The 26,044-nt window shown below is 45.9% G+C and carries 21 protein-coding genes; 11 read left to right on the top strand and 10 right to left on the bottom strand.

The genetic code is table 11. The features are described from left to right. The first annotated feature begins 71 nt into the window (after positions 1-71). The 5 genes from mrdA to GO493_RS00145 are packed head-to-tail and all read left to right on the top strand — an operon-like array spanning position 72 to position 5,312. Positions 72-2,027 (top strand): penicillin-binding protein 2, encoded by a 1,956-nt coding sequence (gene mrdA / locus GO493_RS00165; RefSeq protein ID WP_157304050.1) that lies wholly within the window; start codon positions 72-74, stop codon positions 2,025-2,027. A gap of 6 nt (positions 2,028-2,033) precedes the next feature. Next, on the top strand, positions 2,034-3,323 hold the full coding sequence (gene rodA / locus GO493_RS00160; RefSeq protein ID WP_157304049.1) for a rod shape-determining protein RodA: 1,290 nt from the start codon (positions 2,034-2,036) through the stop codon (positions 3,321-3,323). A gap of 17 nt (positions 3,324-3,340) precedes the next feature. Next, on the top strand, positions 3,341-4,087 hold the full coding sequence (locus GO493_RS00155) for an MBL fold metallo-hydrolase (protein ID WP_232538705.1): 747 nt from the start codon (positions 3,341-3,343) through the stop codon (positions 4,085-4,087). After that, entirely contained in the window at positions 4,087-4,941 is an 855-nt protein-coding gene (locus tag GO493_RS00150; protein WP_157304048.1) for a helix-turn-helix domain-containing protein, read from the top strand. The genes GO493_RS00155 and GO493_RS00150 overlap by 1 nt, the downstream gene beginning before the upstream one ends. Positions 4,942-4,970: 29 nt before the next feature. Further along, positions 4,971-5,312 carry a nuclear transport factor 2 family protein gene (locus tag GO493_RS00145; RefSeq protein ID WP_157304047.1) on the top strand — a complete coding sequence of 114 codons (342 nt, stop codon included), beginning with the start codon at positions 4,971-4,973 and terminating at the stop codon, positions 5,310-5,312. A 71-nt stretch (positions 5,313-5,383) separates the two neighbouring features. Here GO493_RS00145 and GO493_RS00140 read toward each other — a convergent pair whose 3' ends face one another. The 8 genes from GO493_RS00140 to GO493_RS00105 form a co-directional block, all read right to left on the bottom strand. Further along, complete coding sequence (locus GO493_RS00140) at positions 5,384-5,857, bottom strand: hypothetical protein (RefSeq protein WP_157304046.1); 474 nt, start codon at positions 5,855-5,857, stop codon at positions 5,384-5,386. A 2-nt stretch (positions 5,858-5,859) separates the two neighbouring features. Next, positions 5,860-6,720 carry a hypothetical protein gene (locus tag GO493_RS00135; RefSeq protein ID WP_157304045.1) on the bottom strand — a complete coding sequence of 287 codons (861 nt, stop codon included), beginning with the start codon at positions 6,718-6,720 and terminating at the stop codon, positions 5,860-5,862. A gap of 103 nt (positions 6,721-6,823) precedes the next feature. Next, positions 6,824-7,375: an RNA polymerase sigma factor gene (locus GO493_RS00130; RefSeq protein WP_157304044.1), complete on the bottom strand. Its 552-nt coding sequence runs from the start codon at positions 7,373-7,375 to the stop codon at positions 6,824-6,826. Between the two features lie 81 nt (positions 7,376-7,456). After that, positions 7,457-8,419 (bottom strand): transketolase family protein, encoded by a 963-nt coding sequence (locus tag GO493_RS00125; protein ID WP_157304043.1) that lies wholly within the window; start codon positions 8,417-8,419, stop codon positions 7,457-7,459. Positions 8,420-8,461: 42 nt separating this feature from the next. Further along, on the bottom strand, positions 8,462-9,490 hold the full coding sequence (gene galE, locus GO493_RS00120; RefSeq protein WP_157304042.1) for a UDP-glucose 4-epimerase GalE: 1,029 nt from the start codon (positions 9,488-9,490) through the stop codon (positions 8,462-8,464). 111 nt (positions 9,491-9,601) lie between these two features. Further along, positions 9,602-10,471 carry a glucose-1-phosphate thymidylyltransferase RfbA gene (gene rfbA / locus GO493_RS00115; RefSeq protein ID WP_157304041.1) on the bottom strand — a complete coding sequence of 290 codons (870 nt, stop codon included), beginning with the start codon at positions 10,469-10,471 and terminating at the stop codon, positions 9,602-9,604. Positions 10,472-10,624: 153 nt separating this feature from the next. Next, the gene (locus GO493_RS00110) at positions 10,625-11,629 is read right to left on the bottom strand and encodes an inorganic phosphate transporter (protein ID WP_157304040.1); all 1,005 of its coding nucleotides are present in this window, start codon (positions 11,627-11,629) and stop codon (positions 10,625-10,627) included. Between the two features lie 51 nt (positions 11,630-11,680). Then, positions 11,681-12,334, bottom strand: a complete 654-nt coding sequence (locus GO493_RS00105; protein WP_157304039.1) for a DUF47 domain-containing protein — start codon at positions 12,332-12,334, stop codon at positions 11,681-11,683. Between the two features lie 205 nt (positions 12,335-12,539). Between GO493_RS00105 and GO493_RS00100 the strand changes: the two genes are divergently transcribed. The 4 genes from GO493_RS00100 (at position 12,540) to GO493_RS00085 (ending at position 18,487) form a co-directional block, all read left to right on the top strand. Further along, positions 12,540-13,373 carry a UDP-2,3-diacylglucosamine diphosphatase gene (locus GO493_RS00100; protein WP_157304038.1) on the top strand — a complete coding sequence of 278 codons (834 nt, stop codon included), beginning with the start codon at positions 12,540-12,542 and terminating at the stop codon, positions 13,371-13,373. A 173-nt stretch (positions 13,374-13,546) separates the two neighbouring features. Continuing rightward, complete coding sequence (locus GO493_RS00095; RefSeq protein ID WP_157304037.1) at positions 13,547-13,951, top strand: hypothetical protein; 405 nt, start codon at positions 13,547-13,549, stop codon at positions 13,949-13,951. A 195-nt stretch (positions 13,952-14,146) separates the two neighbouring features. Beyond that, a complete protein-coding gene (locus GO493_RS00090) occupies positions 14,147-16,981 on the top strand; it encodes a TonB-dependent receptor (RefSeq protein WP_157304036.1) in 2,835 nt (944 codons plus the stop codon). An 87-nt stretch (positions 16,982-17,068) separates the two neighbouring features. Continuing rightward, complete coding sequence (locus GO493_RS00085; protein WP_157304035.1) at positions 17,069-18,487, top strand: hypothetical protein; 1,419 nt, start codon at positions 17,069-17,071, stop codon at positions 18,485-18,487. A 123-nt stretch (positions 18,488-18,610) separates the two neighbouring features. On the opposite strand, the gene ppsA is transcribed toward GO493_RS00085, so the two are convergent. Beyond that, a complete protein-coding gene (ppsA, locus tag GO493_RS00080) occupies positions 18,611-21,055 on the bottom strand; it encodes a phosphoenolpyruvate synthase (RefSeq protein ID WP_157304034.1) in 2,445 nt (814 codons plus the stop codon). A 165-nt stretch (positions 21,056-21,220) separates the two neighbouring features. Between ppsA and GO493_RS00075 the strand changes: the two genes are divergently transcribed. Next, the gene (locus GO493_RS00075) at positions 21,221-21,730 is read left to right on the top strand and encodes an Lrp/AsnC family transcriptional regulator (protein ID WP_157304033.1); all 510 of its coding nucleotides are present in this window, start codon (positions 21,221-21,223) and stop codon (positions 21,728-21,730) included. A 2-nt stretch (positions 21,731-21,732) separates the two neighbouring features. Here GO493_RS00075 and GO493_RS00070 read toward each other — a convergent pair whose 3' ends face one another. Then, on the bottom strand, positions 21,733-22,152 hold the full coding sequence (locus GO493_RS00070) for a hypothetical protein (RefSeq protein ID WP_157304032.1): 420 nt from the start codon (positions 22,150-22,152) through the stop codon (positions 21,733-21,735). 392 nt (positions 22,153-22,544) lie between these two features. Between GO493_RS00070 and GO493_RS00065 the strand changes: the two genes are divergently transcribed. Continuing rightward, a complete protein-coding gene (locus GO493_RS00065) occupies positions 22,545-25,778 on the top strand; it encodes a TonB-dependent receptor (protein WP_317165378.1) in 3,234 nt (1,077 codons plus the stop codon). Positions 25,779-26,044: the final 266 nt, after the last annotated feature.

Genomic DNA, 26,044 nt, shown 5'->3' with positions numbered 1-26,044 from the left:
AAGCAACAGGTCGCTTGCTGAATCTTTCTGCCCGGCAGAAAGGGCCATTAAGAGGCCGCATTATTCAATAGATGTCTGTTTATAATCAGCCCAGGAAAAGAGTAATACAGTTTATCATCCTTGGTATGGTCCTGCTGATCATTACCAGGTTGTTCTTTCTGCAGGTAGTGGAAAAGAAATATTCCAAGCTGGCGGATGCCAACGCAGTGCTCCGTAAAGTGGTCTATCCCAGCAGGGGCATCATCTATGACCGCAAAGGCAGAAGTATATTGAGTAATGATGCCATGTACGACCTGATGGTAACCCCCATCAACGTTAAGAACATTGACACACTGGGACTTTGCCGTATCCTCGAAATAGATAAAGAGGAATTCAGGAAACGTATTACCACCGCTATCATCAAGAACGGCAGCCGCCGTATATCAGTCTTCGCTTCCCTCCTGCCTCCGGAAACATTCGGCAAGCTGCAGGAAAGCATGTACAAATTCCAGCCAGGCTTTGAGCTGGTACAAAGACAGATTCGCTCCTATCCTTTCTCTGCCGCCGCTGCCATTCTTGGTTACATTGGCGAAGTGTCTCCGCAGATGTTGCAGAAACCCGCTTACAGCACTTATAACCAGGGTGATTATCTCGGTATGACAGGCCTGGAAAGGACCTATGAAAGTGTGCTGATGGGACAACGTGGTATCCAGTATCTCGTAAAAGATAACCTGAACCGTCCCCAGGGCCCTTATGAAAAAGGGGAATTCGATACCGCAGCCATTGCCGGCAAAAATCTCCGCCTGGCACTGGACGTAGACCTGCAGGTACTGGGAGAGCATCTCATGCGTAATAAAATTGGAAGTATAGTTGCTATAGATCCAAGAACAGGCGGTATCCTCACCATGGTGAGCGCCCCTACTTTCGATCCAAACCTGCTGACCGGTTCCTACCGTGCACGTAACTTCAGCAGACTATTCACCGATACTACCAAACCTCTCTTCAACCGTGCCATACAGGCAGGCTATCCGCCGGGATCTTCCATGAAACCGCTTACCGCCCTGATTGCATTGGATGAAGGAGTGATCACGCCCAGCTTCGGTTTCCCCTGCGGCGGTGCATATACCTACTGCGGCCGTGCTATTGCCTGTACGCACCATAATCCCGGTCACGCAGCCAACCTCCGCCTGGCTATAGCCAACTCCTGTAACGCCTACTTTGTACACCTGTACAGAATGGAAGTAGACGCCCCCAAATGGGGTGGCGTGAAAAAAGGACACCAGAAATGGCATGACTATATCTCTTCTTTTGGCCTGGGCCACAGACTGGGAGTGGATATTCCGGGAGAATCGCCGGGTAAGGCCATCGATACCGCCGGTATGAACAAATTGTACCGCGGCCAGTGGAACTCCTGCTCAGAACTGTATGTAGGTATGGGACAGGGACAGGTAGTAGCAACCCCCATGCAGATGGCCAATGCCATGTGTATCATTGCCAACCGCGGATACTATTACCTGCCGCACTTTGTACAGAGTATAGATAATGACGATACAGAACTGCTGAAAAAATATAAAGACAAACATACAGTGGCCAGCGTATCCGATACATCCTACAGGTCCGTTATCTACGGAATGGAAGATGTGGTGGAAAAAGGTACCGGCGTATCTGCCCGTATTGAAGGCGAGATCGTTTGTGGTAAAACAGGTACGGCAGAGAACAACGCCATTGTGAACGGCAAACTTACAAAACTGAAGAACCACTCTGTATTCGTGGCCTTCGCTCCAAGGGATAATCCAAAGATCGCCATTGCGGTGATAGTGGAGAACGCCGGTTTTGGCAGTACCTACGCAGCGCCCATTGCCAGCCTTATCATGGAGAAATACCTGCATGATACCATCTCTGTAAAGCGTAAACCGCAAATGAAAACTTTGCTGGAATACAATACGCTCGATCCCGTTGTACGGGAAAAATCCAAGCTGGATTCCCTGAACGGGGCCAGTGCAAAAATGACATCTGATCAGATACTTAAACTTTATTTCCGGGATTAATCAGTTATGAACCGTCGGCAGCAAATAAAATTAACAGAAGGTATTGACTGGCCCATTATGGGTTTGTACATGGGCATAGTGTTCGTAGGCCTATTATCGATCTTTGCTGCTGAATACAGGGAAGGCGATAATATCTGGTACGATATCATCCACCTGACCAAAAACTACTCCCGCCAGCTGATGTGGCTGGGCGTATCGGCTGTATTGGCCACTATCATCTGGCTGACAGACAGTAAGTTCTTTACTGCTACGGCCAACCTGCTCTACGCAGGAGGTCTGTTGTTATTACTGCTGGTACTGGGCATAGGAAAGGATGTGAAAGGTTCACATTCCTGGCTGGTAATAGGGGGCTTCCAGTTCCAGCCGGCAGAGCTGACAAAACTCTGTACCAACCTGGCCCTGGCAAAGTATCTCTCATCCCTGGAAACTGATTTTACCAAACTGCGCTCCAGGCTGATAGCAGTATCCCTGGCGCTCATACCCTGCGCGATCATCATTCTCCAGTCTGAAACAGGGCTGGCGCTGGTATATTTCTCCTTCTTCCTGGTCATGTACCGCGAAGGCCTGCCCGGCGTGTTGCTGGTAATAGCCTTCTCCGGTATTGTGCTGGTACTCTCGGCACTCCTGGTAGATAAGAACATCCTCTTTATCATATTCTCTGTTATTACTGCGCTGGTCATCTATTTCAGCCGGCGGGAAATAAAACGTAACAGGTCCAGGCTGGCCCTTATACTGGCTATATGGGCATTCTGCTCTGTGTTCGTGATGTTCATTGTTCCTTTTGCCTTCACCAAAGTGTTGAAAGATTACCAGGTACGCCGTATTGAGGTGATGCTGGGAAAAGAGAACGATCCCAAGGCTACCTACAATACCCGCCAGAGTATGATCGCCATCGGTTCAGGCGGTTTTATCGGGAAAGGATACCTGAAAGGAACACAGACCCGTTATGACTTCGTACCTGAGCAGAGTACTGACTTTATCTTCTGTACCATCGGGGAAGACTTTGGATTCCTGGGCTCTGTATTGTTCATTGGCCTGTATGTAGCCCTGCTCTTACGGATCATCTTTGTGGCAGAGCGACAACGTTCCACCTTCAGCCGTGTATATGCCTATGGTGTGGCCAGTATTGTCTTCTTCCATATGGCCATCAATATCTCTATGACCATAGGTCTGGCGCCCGTTATCGGGATACCGCTGCCATTGGTGAGCTATGGAGGATCGTCACTGATGACCTTCACCATGCTTATCTTCATTATGTTGCGACTGGATGCCGACAGGCAGATGGTTTTGCGATAGTTGTCTATCTTTGACCTATGGCACGTATTATACCATTATCAGAAGGGAGTTTTACAGTAGATGCAACAAAGCGGTTCATTCCTTATAATCCCGCACAGGACACAATGCAGCAACGTACCAGCGGGTCGTTGCTGGTAGAGATCCAGCCTTTTTTAGTGATCACCGCACATGACTATATCCTGCTGGATACGGGGCTTGGTTTCCGTTATCCGAATGGGGTATTGCAGATCCATCAGCATCTGATAGACAATGGGATCAATCCCATGGAGATCACCAAAGTCCTGATGAGCCATTTGCATAAAGATCATTCCGGCGGCGTATCTTCCACAGACCCGGTAACCGGTCAGCGGGAACTGACATTCCCCCATGCTACCTATTATGTGAACAGGCATGAAATGGAATATGCTCTGGAAAATGATGGTAAGTCTTACCTGGCGGAAGATGTGGCTATTCTTCAGCAAAAGGATAATGTCATTTTCACTGAAGGGGATGGAACTATAGATGATTATATTACTTACGAGGTAACAGGAGCGCATTGCCCTTATCATCAGACTTTCCTGATAGATGACGATGGGGAGAAACTCTTCTTCGGAGGAGACGAGGCGCCACAGGTGTCTTATATGAAACGTCGGTTTGCCGCGAAGTATGATTATGATGGTAAGAGGGGAATGGAGCTGAGACAGCAGTTTATACAGAGAGGACAAAAGGACAACTGGACCTTCCTGTATTATCATGATACCAAAGTGCCGTACAATAAATTCTGATGTACACGTTTTACGATAATCTCCGCTTCACCGGCCAGGACTATATCAGCACCTGGCAATCCGGTAACCGGAGCTGGGCGGCGTACAGCGTATACAACCATAAAGCCGGGCACGAAATATACACGCCCTATACCATTCTCAATCTCGTATTAAGAGGCCGGAAACGTATGTATGATGGCCGTTTTATCCATCATCTTGAAGCGGGGGACGTGCTGGTCATTCCGCCCGGGGCATTATTATGTTCAGAGATCATGGCTCACCGGGATGGGTTTGAGAGTATCAACATTGTATTACCTGAACAGCTGATAAATACTTTTGCCGGTACTGGTGAGAACCTGCAGCTGGGAGCAGTAAAGCTGGATGCAGCGTTGAGCTGGCAGTTATTTGCAGAAAATTTACAGCAACAGTTCTCAGAGGGCGCTATGCCTTCCCGGGAAGCGATCGTCACAAAAGCATTGCAGTTGCTGGCTGGCAGCCGGCAGGGCGCGGCTGTTCTTGGTATGTTGCAGCAGGCGTCGGCAGATACCCTGCCGGTGGCTATGGAAGCTATCGGGCGGGAACTGCCTGAGCTGGAAAAACTGGACGATATAGCCCGTAAGAGCTGCATGAGCAAAGCTACCCTGAAACGCCGTTTCCGTCAGTTATATAATGCTGCTCCTATGCACTGGCTATGGGAAAAACGTCTTGAAAAAGCCTGTTTCCTGTTAAGTACTACTTCCCTTTCTATTCATGATATAGCTTACAGCACTGGTTTTGAGAATATTCCACACTTTTACAGGCTGTTCCGTAATGCCTATGGTGTAACACCTAAAACATGGAAATTGAGCTTTTCAGCAAATGATGACAGGTATTGAGGAAGTATTTTTCCGTTAAAAATGTACTTATGGACTTTGCACAGGAATGGCTGCATGCCTGGAATACACACGATCTTGAAGCTATTATGTCGCATTATGCGGATGATGTAACTTTTTATTCCCCCCTGATCAGGAAGCTGAACAACGATCCTTCCGGATGTATCAAGGGTACTGCAGAGCTGAAAAAATATTTTGAGAAGGGGCTTGCAGCTTACCCCGACCTGCATTTTGAATTGTATCATGTGCTGGAAGGCGTTAATTCTGTAGTACTGTATTATAAAAGTGTAGGGAACAGGTTATCTGCAGAGATGATGGTATTGAATGAAGCGGGAAAAGTTATAGAAGTAAGGGCACATTATAAGGAGGCATGACATAACATATCAACTAAAAAAGCCCCGGTCCTATACAGACCGGGGCTTTTTAGTTTTCATTTTTTTAATCTTTACTGCCGGAATCTTCTTGCTCCCGGTCCGCCTACGTTACGGATCTGCCGTTCTTTGTAGGTCCGGATCAGCTGGTTGCGGAATTCCCGTTCTGACCTGAAAACGGAGCCGGCTTTGTTAGTCGGCAACACTTTCTGGAACTCTTTATTATAATGTGTTTTGATGTCCAGCATGCGCTGGTCATATTTAAGTTCGTTATTATCTGTTACGTTAGCCTCAGGTTTGTTTCCTCCCAGGCGGTTGCGGCGCTCGGCAATGAGCGTTTCTACTTCCCTGGTGTATTGATTATATAAAGGCCAGAATTTCTGTGCTTCATCAGGGGTGAGGTCCAGTTTCTGTGACAGGTATGCGATCTCAGCCGCCCTGATACGGTCTCTTATCTCTGCATCATTGCCTTGCTGCGCATACCCCAGGTAGGGAACGCATAACAATGTGAGGATAATAAGTATAAAGGTGGTGTAAAGGTGTTTCATTTTCAGTTGTCTGTTGGTGGACTTTCGTTTAACAAACCGGCATTATCTAAATAGCTTTGAATATCTTCTGTCGAAAGGTCGCCGGCTGCCGGTATCGGAGCATTTTCTCCAGCCGGCGCCATAGTGGCGAGCTCTTCCTTATCAAAGGCATCCATATGAGCCTGTAGGTAGTCTACTATTTCCTGGTCGCTTATTTCTGAGAAATTTACTTCCGAATACGATTGGTTATACTGATTATTCTTCAAAAAGAGCAGTGTGCTGGTGCTTACCAGGGCCAGCAGGGAGGCGGCGGCAGCCCATCTGATAAGAGGGCGTATGCGCATCCTGACAACTTTGGGCGCTGCAGGAGCCTCCTGTACAGCCGCCAGAACAGTATCGCTGAACTGGTCGAAATAGCCGGCAGGTGCTGACATTGGTATTGTTTTAGGCATTTCTGCCAGCAGTGGTGAAATAGCTTCCAGTTCTTCCTGTGCTTCTATTTTCTGCATGATCATTTCAGGCAGCTGGTCAAAGTATCCGACAGGGGCCGGCAGAGGAGATATACCGGGTATTTCTGCCAGGAAGGGGGAGATACTTTCCAGCTCTTCCCTGGCATTGATCTTCTGCATGATGAGGTCAGGCAGCTGGTCAAAATATTCACTCTCAACGGCAGGGAACGTTTTTGGTGCCGCTGCCAGCAGTGGGGAAAGGCCTTCCAGCTCTTCCTGCACTTCTACGGCGTGCACTTTCTGCATGATCAGGTCCGGAAGCTGATCAAAGTAGCCGTCTGGCGCCTCCCCAAAAGGGGGCTTCAGTCCGGGCCATTCAGCCCCAGGTATGATAACCTGCAGTTCGTTCGCAATATCGTTGTTGATGGGTGTCATATGTCTTTTTAGACAGGGAAAGAAAGCAATAGTTTAAACAGTATAGAAGTTCACCCCCAAATTTTTCCACTTCATCCCATAAAAATACGAAGATGTCGCATTTTTAGCTATTCTTAATAAACTCTTCGATCTTTTTTACAGCATGATGGTAAGAGGCTTTCAGAGCGCCTTCTGAGGTGTCGAGAACACGGCTCATTTCTTCGTAAGGCATTTCATCATAGTATCGCAGGTTGAATACGATACGTTGCTTTTCAGGTAAACCCATAATAGCCCTTTGCAGTTTCCACTCCAGCTTGTTGGGATCAAACTGTGTGTCAGCTTTTAAGCTGTTACTGAGGCCTGTTTCCACATCAGAGAGGGAAACAGAAGTGTTTTTTTTCTGTTTTTCGAGGAAGGTCAGGCATTCGTTCGTGGCTATCTTATACAGCCAGGTATATAACTGGGCATCTTCCCTGAACCCTTCAAGGTTTTTCCAGACCTTTACAAATACATTCTGCAATACATCGTTAGCATCGTCATGGTCCAGCACCAGCCTCCTGACGTGCCAGTAAAGCCTTTCCTGGTATTTCCGGATGATGGCCGTAAAGCCTTTTTCCCGCGTAGCAGGGGCACGGTATATTGCTAATAGTGTTTTATCATCCTGAGTTAAGGCCATACTAGGTTAAATGGTTTAAATAAAAAAACCACCTCTAAGATGGTTTTTTTATTATAAAGTTTAATCCGGTGATGTATCATTTTACTTCTGTTTCCTGGCCAGGGCCTTTTCAGCAGCAGCTACGATATGTTCTTTGTCCAGACCATATTTTTTCAGGAGTTCTACGGGTTTACCGCTTTCACCGAATGTATCGTTGGTACCAACGTATTCTATTGGAATAGGCAGATGGCGTGCAGCTACCTGTGCAATGCTGTCACCCAGACCGCCCAGTACGTTGTGTTCTTCAGCGGTTACTGCGCAACGCGTTTTGGTAATGGATTTCAGTACTGCTTCTTCATCCAGCGGTTTGATGGTGTGGATGTTGATGATCTCAACACTGTAACCTTTTTCTTCCAGTATTTTACCGGCTTCGATAGAAAGCCATACCATGTGTCCGCAGGCAAACAAGGTGATATCTGTACCTTCATGCAGCACCTGGGCTTTACCCACTTCAAATTTCTGGTTCTCAGGGGTGAAGTTAGGCCATTTCGGACGGCCAAAGCGCAGGTAAACCGGGCCTTCGTAGTCGGCTATGGCAATAGTGGCAGCTTTGGTCTGGTTAAAGTCGCATGGAACGATCACTGTCATACCAGGCAGCATTTTCATCATGCCTATATCTTCCAGGATCTGGTGGGTAGCGCCATCTTCACCCAGGGTAAGACCTGCGTGGGATGCACATATTTTTACATTCTTACCGGAATAGGCAACAGACTGACGGATCTGGTCATATACGCGTCCGGTAGAAAAGTTAGCGAAAGTGGTGGTGTAAGGGATCTTACCTCCGATTGTCATACCGGCGGCGATACCTATCATGTTGGCTTCAGCAATACCTACCTGTACAAAGCGGTCAGGAAACTCCTTAATAAAGGCATTCAGCTTCATTGAACCCAGCAAGTCAGCGGTGAGTGCTACTACATTAGGATTATTGCGGCCCGCCTCCAGGATACCTTCTCCAAAGCCTGCGCGGGTTTCTTTCTCATTTAACGGTTGAATATCTTTTACCATAGCCTTTTTAAGATTGAGTCATAAAAGTAATAAATAAACTTTTTAATTACTAAGCACTCTGTCACGTAATGCTACTTCCCACTGCCAGGCAGTACGCATCATATCTTCGATACCAATAGCAGGTTCCCAGCCCAGCACCTGTTTAGCCCTGGTATTGTTGGCGTAGATGGCTATCACGTCTCCCGGGCGGCGGGGGCCCAGTTCATAATTGAGCTTTACACCAGAGATCTTTTCAAAAGCCTTGATGGCTTCCAGAACGGTTACGCCATTACCGGTACCCAGGTTGAATACCTCACAGTTTGACTTATTCTTCTGGTCTATCAGGTACTGCAGAGCTTTGGTATGAGCATTGGCTATGTCCAGAACGTGGATATAGTCGCGGATGCAGGAACCGTCCCGGGTGTCATAATCATGACCAAAAACGGTGAGCTTGGGTATCTTACCGATAGCGGTCTGGGTGATCACAGGTACCAGGTTGTCCGGACGGCCCAGCGGTAATTCGCCTATTAATGCGGAAGGATGTGCACCTACCGGGTTGAAATAGCGTAATAAGATGGATTGGGTATCATTCACACGGCTGTAGTCCTCTATGATCTTTTCACCCATTTGTTTGGTGCGGGCGTAAGGGGACTGAGCCTCACCCAGCGGGGTCTCCTCAACCACAGGCAGGGCGGTGGTATTACCATACACCGAGCAGGAAGAAGAAAATACCAGGTTGGGAATATTGAACTCTTTCACGCATTTTAATACGTTGATGAGAGAGGTCAGGTTGTTGTGGAAATAGAACAGGGGATCTGCTACTGATTCAGGAACAGTTTTCAGTGCTGCAAAATGGATCACGCCTACAATATCCCTGTTTTCATGAAAAACAGCATGTGTGTCTTCCAGGTTGCAGAGATCTACCTTGTAGTTGCGGACTTTCTTGCCGGTGATCTTTTCAATTCCGTCCAGCAATTGTGTGCTGCTGCGGATATTGCTGTCTACAGACACTACGTCAAAGCCATTATTAATCAGATCAACGATCGTATGTGAGCCAATATAACCGCAACCACCGGTAACGAGAACCTTCATATGTTATTAAGTTTTTGAAATGTTTTATCACAACGGATTAATATAGATACCAGGAATCAGGAGTTGCGAATATACACTTACTATTCTGCAATTCACTGGCCCTGAATTATTTTAAATTTTATGTCCCAGTACTGTTTCCAGGTATTGTCCGTAACCGCTTTTCAGTAAAGGCCTGGCCAGCTCCTGCAATTGATCGCGGGTGATGAATCCCTGCCTGTAGGCTATTTCTTCTATACAGGCTATTTTGATGCCCTGGCGTTGTTCTATGACCTGTACAAACTGGGAAGCCTGCATCAGGGAGTCGAAGGTACCGGTATCCAGCCATGCTGTACCACGGGGCAGGATGGATACCTTCAGTTTGCCGCGGCGCAGGTATTCCCTGTTCACGTCTGTGATCTCGTATTCGCCGCGGGGACTGGGTTCCAGTGCCGCAGCTATGTTCACTACCTCATTATCGTAAAAGTAAAGGCCTGGAACAGCATAGCTGCTCTTAGGCTGTTTAGGCTTTTCCTCTATGGAAACAGCCTGCATTTTATCATCAAATTCCACTACGCCGTAACGTTCCGGGTCTGACACCTGGTAGGCATATACGATGCCTCCCTCCGGACGTACATTATTGGCCAGCTGGGTGCCCAGCCCGGCACCGTAGAAGATATTATCTCCCAGTACAAGGGCCACGTTATCATCCCCAATGAATTCCCTGCCAATTACAAATGCCTGTGCCAGTCCGTTGGGCAGGGGTTGCTCAGCATAGCTCAGCTTCAGTCCGTATTGCTCTCCTGAGCCAAACAGTCTTTTGAACGCGGGAAGGTCATGAGGAGTGGAAATGATCAGTATTTCTTTGATACCGGCAAGCATTAATGTAGAAAGAGGGTAATAGATCATGGGTTTATCATATACCGGCATAATCTGCTTGCTGATGGCATAGGTGATAGGGTGCAAGCGTGTTCCGGAGCCTCCGGCCAGTATAATACCTTTCATAATGATTAGTTATGGTTATGAAAATAAATCGTACAAAAATAGGTGCCTCCCCGATAAAAAAAAGGAAAAATATAAAATCCGGGTTTAAAAAAAACGCTTTTGCCGGATAGACAAAAGCGTTTTTTTTAAAGAAAGATGAAAAAATATATCCTGCTAAAAGAAAAGATTCACTATAAAATACACGAGAGCAGCCAGTAAACCACTGATGGGGATGGTCATGATCCATGCCCAGAGCAGGCTTACAGTTACCCCCCAGCGAACCGCCGAAAGACGTTTGGTTGCGCCAACCCCGATAATAGAACCGGTAATGGTGTGGGTGGTACTTACAGGAATACCCAGTGTTTCTGTGAGATAAAGGGTAACGGCGCCTGCTGTTTCCGCAGCAACACCTTCCAGGGGAGTCACTTTGGTGATACGGGAGCCCATCGTTTTAACGATCTTCCATCCACCGCTCATAGTACCCAGACCTATTGCCGCAAAGCAGGAAAAAGGCACCCAGTTGGGGACATTGGCCACATTATCTATAGTACCGTGCGCTACCAGCGCTGCAGCAATGATACCCATTACTTTCTGAGCATCGTTACCGCCGTGGGCAAGGCTCAATGCACCGGAAGACACCAGCTGCAGGCGTTTGAACCAGTTTTCTGCCCTGAACGGGTTGGCCTTACGGCATATGTTCATAATAAAAATGGTGATCACAAAGGCCACAAACATGCCTATAAATGGCGCCAGGGCTATGAAATAGATGATAGGCATTACCTTACTGTAGTTGATCACAGCAAAATTGCCATGGGCAGCTGCAACGGCAGCACCTATGAAACCGCCTATCAGCGTGTGCGAAGAACTGGAAGGAATGCCATACCACCAGGTAAGCAGGTTCCAGGAAATGGCAGCTATCAGACCGCAAAGGATCACTTTCAGCGTGATAAACTGCTCAAATATGGATTTTGCAATGGTATTTCCCACTTTAAACTCCCCATAAACGTATTTGGATATAAAGAATGCCGCAAAGTTGAATACAGCAGCCCATAATACCGCCTGAAACGGAGTAAGTACCTTGGTAGATACTATTGTGGCTATTGAGTTGGCCGCATCATGAAAGCCGTTAATATAATCAAAGATAAACGCCAGTATGATGATGATGACAAGTAAGGTCATTAGAAAGTAGTTTGCATTAAAAGGGCTTGTCCGTGGTGCTTAATTTATTGATTATGCGTACTTTATGATGATAGACTCTATCACATTGGCACAATCTTCACACTTATCGGTAGCTATTTCAAGTGCCTGGTATAGTTCACGCATCTTCAGCAGTTCACCGGCATTGTTTGCTTCTTTCTCGAACAGATCAGCAATAGCCATATCATAAATATCGTCAGCATGGTTCTCCAGGCTGTTGATCTTTACGCAGGCATCAGTGATGTTGCGCATATTGGACATGCTGCGAAGTTCAGGAATAGCTTTATGCAGTTCCAGTGTGCCCTGGTGGATAAGATCTGCCAGTTTGCGGACACTTTCATTGATTTCCACTACTTTATAAAGATCTAACCTCTTGGCGGAACCATGGATATAGTCTGCTACATCATCCAGGGTGGCAGCCAGGTGGTGAATATCCTCCCGGTCAAAGGGCGTAATGAAGTTCTGCCCCAGTTCCACAAATATGCGATGGGTAAAGTCGTCATTTTTGTGCTCCAGCCTCTCTATGAGATGGGTTTTGTCTTTACGTACAGCAGGATCGGTACTGTTTACCAGCTCTACCAGCACTTTCCCCATTTCTACCAGGTTGGCAGCTACATCCTCGAACAATGAATAAAAAACTCTGTCTTTTGGTATAAATAACTTTACAAAAGAATTGAAGCCTCCCATACTCGGTTGTGTTTGAAATTTGGCGCAAAAATAGCTTTCCCCGGGCAATACCTCCAAGAAAAAATTATTCTTAATGATTCCTTAATACTGGATTAATATAAAAGTAATATAGCGTTTTTTCCTTTGTAATATAAAAAAATGCCTGCCTGGCTGCAGGGAACTACAACTGGTGCAGCCTTTCGGGGCAGCGAACTAAACTATAAAAATGTCAGACAAACGCCCATTAGATATAGTCGTAATTTCCGACGTACATCTCGGGATCTACGGCTGTCATGCCAAAGAGCTTGTACAGTACCTGGACAGTATTGACCCTAAAATATTGGTACTGAACGGAGATATCATCGATATCTGGCAATTTAGCAAACGCTATTTCCCTAAAGCCCATACTAAAGTGATCCGCCGCATTCTCAAAATGACCGGAAAAGGGACCGATGTCTATTACCTGACCGGCAACCATGACGAAGCCCTCCGCAAATTTGCAGGTTTCGGACTGGGAAACCTCACCATAGACAATAAGCTGATCCTGGAAGTAGATGGCAAAAAACACTGGTTCTTTCATGGAGACGTGTACGATGTGACCATGAAAAACTCCAAATGGCTGGCTAAACTGGGAGGAAAAGGCTATGACCTGCTCATTATCATCAACCGCCTGGTTAACAATATCCTGGAAAGCATGGGGAAAGAGAAAATGAGCTTTTCCAAAAAAGTGAAACATGGAGTAAAACAGGCCGTTAAGTTCATTTCCGATTTTGAACAGGTAGTAGCAGAAATAGCAATCGATAAAGGATTTGACGTGGTTTGCTGCGGACATATTCACCAGCCGGTTATCAAACAGGTGGAACATAACGGTAAGTCAGTGACCTATCTGAACTCAGGCGATTGGGTGGAAAGCCTTACCTCCCTGGAATATACAAACGGACAATGGACCCTGTACCAGTATCCCGTAAGTAAAACCCGCATTGTATTACCAGACGAAGAAGAAGATACACATGTTCCCTGGGGAGATATTTCCAGGGTGATCAGCTTCCCTCAGCAGTAATACCGTAACCATTTCCATTTTTCAAACCTTTAACCCCATTATGTATGTTAGTTTTTAACATATATTTATGATTTGATAATAACGGCTTAATATTTACTTAATACATAGCTATTAAGTTTGCATTGTCTGTTATTCAGTTAGTTAGACTGGTAATGCTAATTTTAAATGATAAGATGAAAGTATTGAAGCTTCACCCTTTAATGACGGTATCCCTGCTGCAAATGCAGTTTCAACGTCTGCTATCCTGCAACATTGCAGTGTATATGAGAAACTCACCTGCCAACTCTTTCGACACATTGCAGGAAGCAGGTTTCCCCGAAGATATGCTGATAGAATTTCCTATCGATGAAACACTCAGCCTGCGTGAATTTGAAGAAGAAGTGGAAGACAGGTTCAATTTCACCCTGGAACTTTGTAACAAGGACAACAAGCCTTTTACAAACAAAAGTATGCACCTTTTCCAGATCATTGCAATAAGTGACAATGGAAAACCCGTACAGGAATACACGCAGCTGGACCTGACGCTGGAAAGATTGCTGAACGGCAATCGCCCCGGCCCTCAACCATTTTCCTGTTAACCATATCTCAAAGCATTACCTTATTTAATATCCTGTGAGCCTATGACTATTCCTATCGGAAAACTGTTAACTATTTTTTAATTATTCCTTAACAATTAACATTCTGGTAACCTTGTTGTAACAATGCGGTAACACACCCACGATAGTTTTGCGCCAGTAATTCAATCAATCTATATCACTGAATCGACTTATATCGTGAAACAATCTCTTGTGTCTTCCGTACTGCTATTGGTATGCCTTCTGCTGAGCTCTGTACTGTCTGTATTTTCAGCAGACAACAATGGAAAAATAACAGGTAAAGTTACTGATCAGAAAACCGGTGAAGCGCTGATAGGCGTTACCGTTATAATACAGGGAACTTCTACCGGTGCAGTAACCGACGTGGAAGGACGTTATACCATCAATGTAGCTCCCGGTACCTACACCATAGAGTTTAAATATATGGGCTACCAGACAAAGTCTGTTAGCGAGGTGGTTGTGAAAGCCGCTTCAGTAACTGCTTTACCGGTTATTATGGATGAACCCAAATCCAAAGAACTGCAGGAAGTAGTGATCAGGGGCTCTTTCAAACAGGAAACTATCAACGCTCTTTATACCGCACAAAGGAACAACGCTGCCGTATCTGACGGCATCTCGGCAGATGTGATCAGGAAATCACCTGACCGTAGCACCGGTGAAGTACTGAAACGCGTAAGCGGTACTACTATCCAGGACAATAAATTTGTAATAGTACGTGGTCTGAGCGACCGTTACAACGCAGCCCTGGTCGATAATGCCAGCCTGCCAAGCACTGAGCCTAACCGTAAGGCATTCTCTTTTGATATCATTCCGGCTAATATGATCGATAACGTTGTTATCACTAAATCAGCCACCCCAGACCTTCCCGGCGATTTTGCCGGTGGCGTTATCAACGTACACACAAAAGAAATACCCGACCAGTATTTCCTCGATATAGCTGTTGGTACAGGTTTTAACACAGCTTCCACTTTTAAGAATTTCAGGTCCGGGTATAAAAGCAATACTGACTTCATTGGCTTCGATAATGGTCGCCAGATGCCATCCAGCTTCCCATCCACTTCAGATATCGTTAATAACAGACTGACCGGTGCTCAGCAGATCGCCGCTCAGAAATCACTGAACAACAATTATAACATCAAATCTTCCAGCGGCCTTCCTGCTGCCAGCTTACAGGCTACACTGGGCAACCACTGGAACGTAAAGAAAGATGCCAACCTGGGCATGATAGCTGCTGTTACTTATTCCCATAATGAAACCGTTCAGCGTGACATGATACGTCACTATGATAACTTCGATTATGTAGATAATGTATATAAATACTCTTCAAACCTGGGCGGTGTATTCAACCTCGGATATTCTGCAGGCAAGAATAAAGTAGTATGGAAAAACCTGTACAACAGGATCTTTGACGATAACTTCCTGTTCCGTACCGGCGATAACCTGGGTAGTTCCAAATATGTTAACTACTACGCTTTTGACCTGGTACAGAAATCATTGTTCAAAACAGCGCTGGAAGGTGATCACCAGGTAGGTAAAGGACAAAGCAAGATCAACTGGATACTGTCTTATAACAAAGTGATCAACAACCAGCCGGACCAGCGTAAGGTTTCTTATGGCAGGGCTATAGATGATGCCACTGCTCCGCTGATAGCCGATATAGGAACAGTGGGTAAAGCAAACAACCGACTGTTCTCTGACCTGGATGAGAACATCTATATCGCCAATATAAGCTATTCACATCCCTTCCGTTTCCTGGATAATAAAAGCACTTTCAAAATTGGTGCACTCGGACAATACCGTACCCGCAATTTCCACGCACGTTATATCGGCCTGAAACTGGACCAGATAAAAGATGGTGCAGATGCAGTAGCACAACGTCCTATTGAAAGCCTGTATGCAAATGATGTGCTGGACCAGAACTATTATACACTGGACGATATCACTTCCACGGTAGATGAATACAGGGCTAAAACAACCACCGGCGCAGGCTACCTGCAATTCGACAACAGGCTGTCTGACAAGTTCCGCCTGGTATGGGGTGCACGCGTTGAATACTTCAACCTGCAGTTAAATGCACCGATCAATAATCCTTCTGTTAAAGTTGATAATGACTGGATAGATGTGTTGCCTTCAGCAAACCTGACCTATATGCTGAATGAAACTTCTAACCTGCGTGCTTCTTACTACCGCACTGTAGCAAGGCCTGAACTGCGCGAAGTTGCGCCGCTGTCTTATTACGACTATGAAATGTCTTCTCTTATCAACGGTAATCCAAGATTGGTACGTAGCCAGATAGATAACGCAGATATCCGCTATGAACTGTTCCCCAATCCAGGTGAAGTTTTATCAGGATCTGTATTCTACAAACACTTTAAGAACCCGATAGAAAGCAGGGTTACTTCATCTGGTCTGAGCCAGTATGACATCACACCGAACAACTACCCAAGCGCTTATAACGTAGGTGCTGAAGTAGAGGTCCGTAAAAAGCTTGGTTTCCTGGCAGAGAATAGCTTCCTCAACAGTACTACCTTCTATGCCAACGTTGCATATATCAAATCTGTAGTGGACGATAACACCGTAGCAAATGGAAAAGACAGGCCATTATCCGGTCAGTCCAACTACGTGATCAACACCAGCCTTTCATACGCCCTGCCTAATGATAAAGTAAGCTTCAACCTGCTGTACAACAGGATAGGACAACGCTTATACCTGGTAGGCGAAGGCGGTGGCGCTGACGGTTCCGGTAAGCTCGGTAACATCTATGAAAGTCCGCGTAACCTGCTTGACTTCCAGGCCAGCGCCACTATCAGCAAACGTAGCAGCTTCCGTCTGAATGTAAAGGATATCCTCAATGCAAGATACCAGTTCTACTATGACCAGAACGGTAATAACAAGTTCGATAATCCTGTTTACCGTAAAGGTTCCATCAATACCAGCGAAGATTATCTGTTGTCCAGATACCGCCCTGGTACTACGTTCACACTGACTTATACCTATCACTTAACCAAATAATCTGTTAATGATATTGTAATATATCCTTAACATATCCATCATAGTGCGATAATAATTTTGAAAACTAAACAATTGAAACATCATTCCATGAAAAGGTATTTTTTCCTATTAATGACAGTAGCATCTCTGGGTATTCTGAGCGCTTGTAGCGACGATGACAATGATAACCCAAACCCAGGCGGTGGAGACAGCACTTACGTTACACTGAAAGGGGACATCACAGCTAACCAGACTTTAAAAGCGGACAAGAAATATTTACTGAGCGGCTTTGTATACGTAAAAAGTGGCGCTACACTGACTATCGAACCTGGTACAGTGATCGTTGGTGAAAAAGCTACACAAGGCGCTCTGGTTATCACCCGTGGTGGTAAGATCCAGGCAGAAGGCACTGCTGCAAAACCAATCATCTTTACTTCTGCACAGCCTGCAGGTGCCCGTTCTCAGGGTGACTGGGGTGGTATAATCATCCTGGGTAAAGCAAAAGTAAACGCTACTGCCGGTGAAGCCAAGATCGAAGGTGGTCTGGTACCTACCGCAGGTGGTGATGAAAAACAATATATCTGGTACGGTGGTACTGACGATGCAGATAACTCCGGTGTACTGAAATACGTACGTATCGAGTTTGCAGGTATCGCTTTCTCTCCTGATAACGAGATCAACGGCCTGACTATGGGCGGTGTTGGTAGCGGAACCAAGATCAGCTATGTACAGGTTTACCGTTCAGGTGATGATGCTTTCGAATGGTTTGGTGGTTCTGTAAACTGCGATCACCTGGTTGCTACTTATACCTGGGATGATGACTTCGATACTGACAACGGTTTCTCCGGTAAAGTACAGTTCGGCGTTGCGCAGCGTTATAAATCAATCGCTGACGTATCCGGCTCTAACGGTTTCGAATCAGACAACGATGCTAACGGTACTACAAACGCTCCGCAGACTAAAGCATTCTTCTCTAACATGACCATTGTTGGACCTATCCAGTCCGGTGCTTCTACTTCCGGTATCAACGCTAACTTCCAGCATGGTGCTCAGATCCGCCGTAACTCTTCAATGAGCCTTGTAAACTCTATCCTGATCGGTTTCCCTATCGGTGTATACATTGACGATAGCAAAGTTGCTTCTCACAAAACTTCCCAGAACGCAAGCGAAGGTTCTCTGGTGTTCAAAAACAACATCATTGCGGGTTGCCCTACTGTGAACAAGAGCGAATGGAGTGCTGCTGATGCTGCTGCATGGACTACATGGTGGTCTGCTACCGGTACAGAAGTTATTGCTAACGTACAGGACGTGCTGATGACCAACCCTTACCAGTACTCTGCAGGTGTTTCTTCTTCTAACGTAGGTACTGCTAACTTCCTGCTGAAAGCAGGTGCTACTGCACTGACCGGCGCATCTTTCGCTGAGCTGACCGGTTTCACTACAGTTGCTTACCGTGGTGCATTTGATGGTACTACTGACTGGACTACCGGTTGGACTACTTCCGGTGCAGAGAAAACTGCTTACTAATAAATACATCCATCATTTATAGCTGTACAGTTCTGGCCAAAGGCCAGAACTTCTCTCACAAAAAAGATCGCTTTTGCCGAAGGCAAAAGCGATCTTTTTTATACAGTTCTTAACAGCAGATACTTAAAGCACCCTTTGCGGTTGTTTCTTTTGTATACCCATTTCCGCTTCATAAATAGCATTCACTGTTTTTATAACAGCATCCGGCGTTACAGAGATACTATCAATCCCTTGTTCTACCAGGAACTTGGTAAAATCAGGAAAATCAGAAGGCCCTTGTCCGCAGATCCCTACCTTAACATGTTTTTTCTTGGCAGCCGTGATCAGTATACTGATCATCCTCAGCACTGCAGGACTACGCTCGTTATATAGTCCCGCTACTAACGCAGAATCCCTGTCAAGCCCCAGTGTAAGCTGTGTAAGATCATTTGAGCCGATAGAGAATCCGTCGATATGCTCTGCAAATTCTTCCGCCATCATAATATTGGAAGGTATTTCAGCCATCAGGAATACTTCCAGCCCATTCTTACCACGTTCAAGCCCCGCTTGCTTCATTGTATCCAGTACTCTCAGCAGCTCTTCCACAGTACGGCAGAAAGGTATCATCACTACTACATTCTTTAGCCCCATTTCCTCTCTCACCTTACTGATAGCTTTACATTCCAGTGCAAATGCAGCTTTGTATTTATCTGCATAATAACGGGAAGCGCCCCGCCATCCTATCATGGGGTTCTCTTCTTCCGGTTCAAAATATTTACCGCCAAGAAGATTATAGTATTCATTGCTCTTGAAGTCAGAGAAGCGAACTATTACTTTACCGGGATGAAATGCCGCAGCTATTTTGGCAATACCATAAGCCAGCTTCTGTACAAAGTAGGCCTCTTCATTCTCATACCCTTTGATCAGTTTAGCGATGCCGGCGCTGAGCTCTGCATCGTTCAGGCTACGATGATGTAACAGGGCAAGCGGATGTACTTTGATATAGTTGTTGATGATGAATTCTTCCCTGGCCAGCCCTACACCTTTGTTGGGCAGATGGGAAAACTGAAAGGCCATGGCCGGAGATGCCACGTTCAGCATGAGAGCTGTCTTCACGGGAGGCAGCTCCCGCAGGTCAAGCGATTCCTGGATATAGGGGATCTTACCACTGTAGATAATGCCCTCGTCTCCTTCTGAACAGCAGACAGTGATCTCCTGGCCGGAAGAAAGTATCTCTGTGGCATTGCCGCAACCTACAATAGCTGGTATCCCCATTTCACGGGCAATGATAGCGGCATGACAGGTTCTGCCGCCTTTATTGGTGACAATAGCAGCAGCCATTTTCATGATAGGCTCCCAGTCGGGATCTGTCATGTCAGTGACCAGTATATCGCCCGGTTTGAATTCAATACCTTCTGTTACACGTTTGTCGAGAGAGAAGAGAATGTTCACTGTTCCCGCAGCTATTTTATCGCCTACGGCTATTCCCTTCAACAGGGATGTTGCTTCTCCGGTATGCTTCAGTGAATAGGAAGTGATCGTGTGATGTTCACGCTGGGAGTGAATAGTTTCAGGACGGGCCTGCACAATGAACAGTTCATTGGTAAGACCATCTACAGCCCATTCTACATCCATAGGGCACCAGCGCCCTCTGAGGGCTGAATAATATTCTTCTATGCGGCATACCCATTCCGCCAGTTGCAGTATCTGTGCATCTTTCAGACAGAACCGCTGCTGGTTCACCCTTTCTACAGGAATGATCTTGGTACGCTGGTCATTGCTTTCACCATAGATCATCATTTTGTCTTTGTTACCCAGCTTCTTTTCAATGATAGGCGTGTGCTGTTCTGAAAGGGCAGGTTTGAAGACGATGAATTCATCGGGCGATACAGCACCCTGTACTATCATTTCTCCCAACCCGAAGGATCCGTTGATCACCACTACATCTTTAAACCCGGACTCAGTATCGAGAGAGAAAGCTACACCGGAGGTACCCAGATCAGAGCGCACCATTTTCTGTACGCATACAGAAAGGCCAATGCTGAAGTGATCATATCCGAAGTTCTGCCGGTAGCTGATAGCCCTGTCTGTAAAGAGGGAGGCAAAACAGTTACGCACCGCATCTATAAGAGCGGCAGGCCCTCTTACGTTCAGATAGGTTTCCTGTTGTCCTGCAAAGGAGGCGTCCGGAAGGTCTTCTGCAGTAGCGGAAGAGCGTACAGCTACATCGGTAATGTCCTGGTCATACTGAGCAGAAAGAGCATGGTAAGCACTGATGATCTCAGTACTCAGCTCATGCGGGAATTTGGTGTTGCTGATAGACTGACGGATCTTCTGGCCAGCTCGGCGCAGGGTTACAAGGTCAGTAAAGTTGATGCTGGCAATCTGCTCGCGGATGAACTGTTCAAGCCCGCTCATGCTCAGGAAACTGTAATAGGCTGCGGTAGTGATAGCAAAGCCGGAAGGAATGTTAATACCTGCTTTAGAAAGGTTGGCTGTCATTTCCCCTAAAGAAGCACACTTTCCACCAACAATAGGAAGATCCTCCAGGCATAGCTCCGCCAGCGGAATGACGATACGTTTTTCCATTGATGAAGATTGATTTGGTGTATGTAGCTTAAAGATCATGATTATTATCGTACAAATACCGCACAGTGTGGAAAGCCGAAAACAAATCAGTGAAATAGCAGAAAACGGGATATTTTTTCGGATCAGGACGTCTTATTCTACGTAATTTTGGTAAAATCATCCCCAATGAATTTCACGTTAGATGAAACGGACCTGCATATACTGGACCTGTTACAGGAAGACGCGCGTTTGACTAATAAAGAAATAGCCTCGCGGCTGGGCAAATCAATGACGGCTATTTTTGAAAGAATAAAGAGGTTGGAAGCAGAAGGATATATTAAAGGGTATATAGCTATTGTAGACAGGCATAAAATGGATAAACATGTGATCGTGTTCGTAAATGTGACCTTAAAGGAGCAAAGTCACGAAGCCTGTAAATTGTTCGAAGAAAAAGTAAATGCTTTCCCGGAAGTGATGGAGTGCTATATGGTGAACGGGCAAAGTGATTTCCTGCTGAAAGTAATGATAGCCGATATAGATGAATATGAGCTTTTCCTGTCCAATAAATTATCGAAGCTGGAATGTGTCAGTAAATTATGCAGCCTGTTCGTTATCTCAGAAACCAAACATGAAAATGCCCTGTCACTAAGTCCAGGGCATTTTGTCAGAACATTTAAGCATGGTAAAAAAGATTAGGCTCAGGGATTTGTTTTCCTGAATCGGTCGCTTGTATAACCGGTGCCGCAGAAGGCGCCCCACATATCAAATCTGATCTGGGAACTGGCCACTTTTTCTACTTTATAAGTTACTTGCATCTCAGGAAAACTGAGAGTAAGCAGGTAGGTATTGTCGCCCGCTGTCTCAAGTTTGTAAGGTCCTGCATTGTCCGAGTTGGGAGTATGCATGGTAAAGCGTCCCTTAGTGCTGAAGGTGTAGATCACCGTATCTCCGGCAACGGGAGCCCTCCAGAGGCTATCCATAAGGGGAAGGCGTCCATCCAGCTGCCAGGTACCGGCAATATCCTGGTTAATGAGAGGCGCCTCGTCATTCTTTTTTGAACAGGCGCAGATAAATAATACAGTACAGAATAAAAGGCCTTTAAGAAAAGTTGTTTGCATAGCGGGGATTTTCCATAAAACGCACATGAAAAAAGATTAGTTACACCAATACATAAAATTTAACACTGATAAAGGATAAAGTTAATATTAGGGTAACACTGTGTTAACACTCGGTTTTTATTTTTGGAACCATGCGAACAGAAAAGAATCACCTATAATGCGAATTTTCCTTTCTAACGCAGTCCTGGTAAGCCTTTAACATGCTTTGACTGTAGTACCTGCCTGAAATTGCTTAAAGTCGTCCCGGAAAGAAAATTTTAACATATAAACCGATGAGATAATTCATAACTCATTGGCTGTGATACGTATGCTCCTGTGTTAACATTAATTTAATATTGTGTTAACATGGGCATAATGTAGCTGGAATACGTTTGCGTCAAAATTCAAAAGACGTGAATAAGAAATTCTATTCATTACTGTTATTTGCAGGCATCCTTATTTTAGCATCAACTGGACTGAGAGCGCAAATCACCACCTCCCAGGTTACGGGAAAGGTTGTGAGCAGTAAAGGTGAGGCACTTCCAGGTGTAACCGTACTGGCAGTGAACACATCCACAGGCACCCGCTACGGGGCACAAACCAACGGCGACGGACGTTATCTCATTAACAACGTAAACCCCGGTGGTCCTTACACAATCACCGTTTCATTTATCGGATATAAAAAGGAAGAAAGGCTGGATATCAACCTCGGGCTAGGTAGCAGCACCTTTAACTTCCAGCTTACAGATGCTTCTACAGCACTGAGCGAAGTAGTGGTAAAAGGTAACAATACCGGTAAAGCCGGTGGTTTCCGTGTTGGACAGAGCCAGTTGAAAACACTGCCTTCTATCAACCGTAGCTTCCAGGACTTTACCCGTGCTACACCACAGAGCAACAATAACTCCTTCCTGGGTACCAACTATCGTTACAATAACGTAACACTGGATGGCGCCATCAATAATGACGCTATCGGCTTCAGCCCTTCCATGGGCGGACAGAGCAACAGCTCCGGCCAGCCAGGCAGCAGCACCCGTTCCAACCCTGTATCCCTGGACGCTATCCAGGATATCCAGGTATACCTGGCTCCTTATGATGTGAAGATCGGTAACTTCCTGGGCGGTAGTATCAATGCCGTAACCCGCAGCGGTACCAACGAATTTCATGGTTCCGTATACGGTTTTGGCCGTAACGCTGATATGATAGGTAAGAACAACGCCGGAGACGGTGCTAAACTGCCTTCCAGCTTCCATGACTACCAGACAGGTGTTCGCCTGGGTTTCCCTATCATTAAAGACAAACTGTTCTTCTTTACCAACGAAGAGATAGCCCGCCGCCGTGACCCGGTGATCCTGGGCGCAGGATCTGCAGACATGCCGCTGATCACTGTAGCTGAAGCTCAACAGATCAGGGACCACATGCTGAGCCTGGATATTGACAAGACCGGTAAATATGATCCGGGAACTTATGGCAATACTTCCATTTACTCCAACTCCAATAAGTTCTTCAACCGCCTGGACTGGAACATCAACGATAAACACCAATTGTCACTCCGTAATAATACCATTACCTCTGAGGCAACTAACCTGGAGCGCGATCAGCAGAACTTCCGTTTTGGCGGTATCGACTTCAAACAGGTGAATAATCAGTCATCTACTGTGGCTGAACTGAAAAGCCGTTTCTCTAATACACTCTCCAACAGCCTGATCATCGGTTATTCCAATATCCATGATTATCGCGATCCGCTTTCCGATCCTTCTCTGGCACAGATCCAGATCAAATCCAGAGGTGGTACCATCTTCCTGGGTACTGACCGTGAAGCGTCTATCTTCGACATGAAACAGAAAACCTTTGAATTCACTGATAATGTGAACATCTTCAAAGGAAAACATAACATCACCATCGGTACACACAACGAGCTGTATAACATTACCTATGGTTTTGTAAACTCTTGGAATGGCCGTGTAGACTATGAGAGCATTACAGACTTCCTGGCAGACAATCCAAGCCGTGTACGTGCTAACTTCAATTACACCAACAACAGCCGTGACTATATCATGGCTAACCCTCCTGCTAAATTCAAGATCGGTATGTTCAGCCTGTATGGTCAGGACGAGATCCAGCTGACAGACCGCTTCAAGATCACTCCGGGCATCCGTTTCGATTATACCGCACTGCCTGACAAGCAATCTCTGAGCGATAAAACTACCAATGCTCCGGTAGATGCAAACTATGGCACTACCTATACTTATACCAAACCAAAAGATATCAGGAACAAATACCTGAACAATGTCCAGATCTCTCCCCGCTTAGGTTTCAACTTTGATATCAATGGCGATCAGAGCCTGGTGTTACGCGGTGGTACCGGTCTGTTTACCGGACGTATTCCGTTCGCATGGTTAGGTTATGCTTATTATAACAATGGTACCAGCTTTGGTGCATATGACAAACGCTTCAACTCAACCACTAAACCGGTAACAGGCAGCAACCCTGTTAAAGTATCTGACCAGGGCGGCGCTCAGTTCGTATCTGCACAGGGTGTTGACGTACACGATGCTACCGGCGCTACACAGGTAGACCTGATAGATAATAACTTCAAGATGCCGCAGATGTGGAGAAGCAGTGTGGCTCTGGATTATTCTACTACTGACAGATGGCGTTTCACTGTAGAAGGTATCTACACTAAAACAATAAAAGACCTGAAATTCCAGCAGATCAACCTGGTAGATAATCCTACTTACATGGTGTATGACACCAAACAGCAGCAGCCTATCTATAGTGGAGCAAAGATCAATTCCAAGTTCACCAACGCTTACCTGCTGTCCAATACCAATAAAGGTTATCGTTATGCGATTACAGGTCAGGCCAGCAAAGCGTTTGACTTTGGTATGAACATCTCTGCTGCATATACCTACGGTCAGTCAAAAGACATCACCAACGGTATCCGAAACTCTATGGAATCAAACTGGCAGCTGAACCAGGCGCTGAATCCAAACAACCCTCAGCTGGCATATTCCAACTTTGATATCCGTCACCGTATCGTAGCTACTGCAAGCTATAAAGTAGACTGGTCACACCAGGGCCGCTTTATTTCCAACTTCGCCCTGTTCTTCAATACAGCTTCCGGCGTACCTTTCTCTTATGGTTTCGTGAATGCAACTATCCAGGGTACACCACAGCAGGTGAGCCTGGTGTATATCCCGAAAGACCAGACGGAAGCACGTCAGTTCTTCTCTGCTGCTAACCAGGATATGGCTGATGCATTCTTCTCTTATGTAGAAGGTGATAAATACCTGCGCACACGTAAAGGCCAGTTCACCGAGCGTAACGGTGGCCGTACTCCATGGAATACACAGGCTGACTTCCGTTTCACACAGGACTTCAACTTCAAGGCCGGCAAAAGCACTCATACGCTGACGCTGACTTACGATATCATTAACCTGACCAACCTGCTGAATAAGAACTGGGGTATCCAGTACTTTTCACCAAATACCTTCAACTCAACTGCAAGCGTAGGTCTGAGCACTGCTACCGCTGGTACTGCTACTACTTACCCTGTTTATACCTGGAGCAATCCTGGTACGCCGTACTCAAAGGATTTCTTTGCAAGCAGGCACCAGATGCAGTTAGGTCTGAGGTATAGTTTCTAAACTGATTTGTTAATACGCTGATAATGTAGGGGTAACAATGCAGTAATACAGTGGGGTTACCTTTATAATACAATTTGAACGTAAGCGTAGATTTTCATAAGCTGTTTTAGCCGACGGTCCCGGGAGTTGTCCCGGGACTTATTTTTTATATAGTACCGCGGTTTAAATTTTTAGCCGTCGCAGGCCAGCTTCTTCTCTGCTAAAAGAAAAAGGTTTCGCCGAATGCGAAACCTTTTTCTTTTAGCAATTTTTCCGCGTATACCCCG

The sequence above is a fragment of the Chitinophaga tropicalis genome (genome assembly GCF_009758205.1).
In the GTDB taxonomy this organism is placed as follows: Bacteria; Bacteroidota; Bacteroidia; order Chitinophagales; family Chitinophagaceae; genus Chitinophaga; species Chitinophaga tropicalis.
This window is presented reverse-complemented; position numbering and strand designations above follow the sequence as displayed.

Coding starts and splice junctions, on each gene's coding strand:
- GO493_RS00125 (WP_157304043.1), bottom strand. CDS start 8,419: ATGGTAAAAGATATTCAACCGTTAAATGAGAAAGAAACCCGCGCAGGC.
- GO493_RS00130 (WP_157304044.1), bottom strand. CDS start 7,375: ATGGCCTTAACTCAGGATGATAAAACACTATTAGCAATATACCGTGCC.
- GO493_RS00145 (WP_157304047.1), top strand. CDS start 4,971: ATGGACTTTGCACAGGAATGGCTGCATGCCTGGAATACACACGATCTT.
- GO493_RS00070 (WP_157304032.1), bottom strand. CDS start 22,152: ATGCAAACAACTTTTCTTAAAGGCCTTTTATTCTGTACTGTATTATTT.
- GO493_RS00100 (WP_157304038.1), top strand. CDS start 12,540: ATGTCAGACAAACGCCCATTAGATATAGTCGTAATTTCCGACGTACAT.
- rodA (WP_157304049.1), top strand. CDS start 2,034: ATGAACCGTCGGCAGCAAATAAAATTAACAGAAGGTATTGACTGGCCC.
- rfbA (WP_157304041.1), bottom strand. CDS start 10,471: ATGAAAGGTATTATACTGGCCGGAGGCTCCGGAACACGCTTGCACCCT.
- ppsA (WP_157304034.1), bottom strand. CDS start 21,055: ATGGAAAAACGTATCGTCATTCCGCTGGCGGAGCTATGCCTGGAGGAT.
- GO493_RS00105 (WP_157304039.1), bottom strand. CDS start 12,334: ATGGGAGGCTTCAATTCTTTTGTAAAGTTATTTATACCAAAAGACAGA.
- GO493_RS00095 (WP_157304037.1), top strand. CDS start 13,547: ATGAAAGTATTGAAGCTTCACCCTTTAATGACGGTATCCCTGCTGCAA.
- GO493_RS00085 (WP_157304035.1), top strand. CDS start 17,069: ATGAAAAGGTATTTTTTCCTATTAATGACAGTAGCATCTCTGGGTATT.
- GO493_RS00135 (WP_157304045.1), bottom strand. CDS start 6,720: ATGACACCCATCAACAACGATATTGCGAACGAACTGCAGGTTATCATA.
- GO493_RS00155 (WP_232538705.1), top strand. CDS start 3,341: ATGGCACGTATTATACCATTATCAGAAGGGAGTTTTACAGTAGATGCA.
- galE (WP_157304042.1), bottom strand. CDS start 9,490: ATGAAGGTTCTCGTTACCGGTGGTTGCGGTTATATTGGCTCACATACG.
- GO493_RS00140 (WP_157304046.1), bottom strand. CDS start 5,857: ATGAAACACCTTTACACCACCTTTATACTTATTATCCTCACATTGTTA.
- GO493_RS00150 (WP_157304048.1), top strand. CDS start 4,087: ATGTACACGTTTTACGATAATCTCCGCTTCACCGGCCAGGACTATATC.
- GO493_RS00110 (WP_157304040.1), bottom strand. CDS start 11,629: ATGACCTTACTTGTCATCATCATCATACTGGCGTTTATCTTTGATTAT.
- mrdA (WP_157304050.1), top strand. CDS start 72: ATGTCTGTTTATAATCAGCCCAGGAAAAGAGTAATACAGTTTATCATC.
- GO493_RS00075 (WP_157304033.1), top strand. CDS start 21,221: ATGAATTTCACGTTAGATGAAACGGACCTGCATATACTGGACCTGTTA.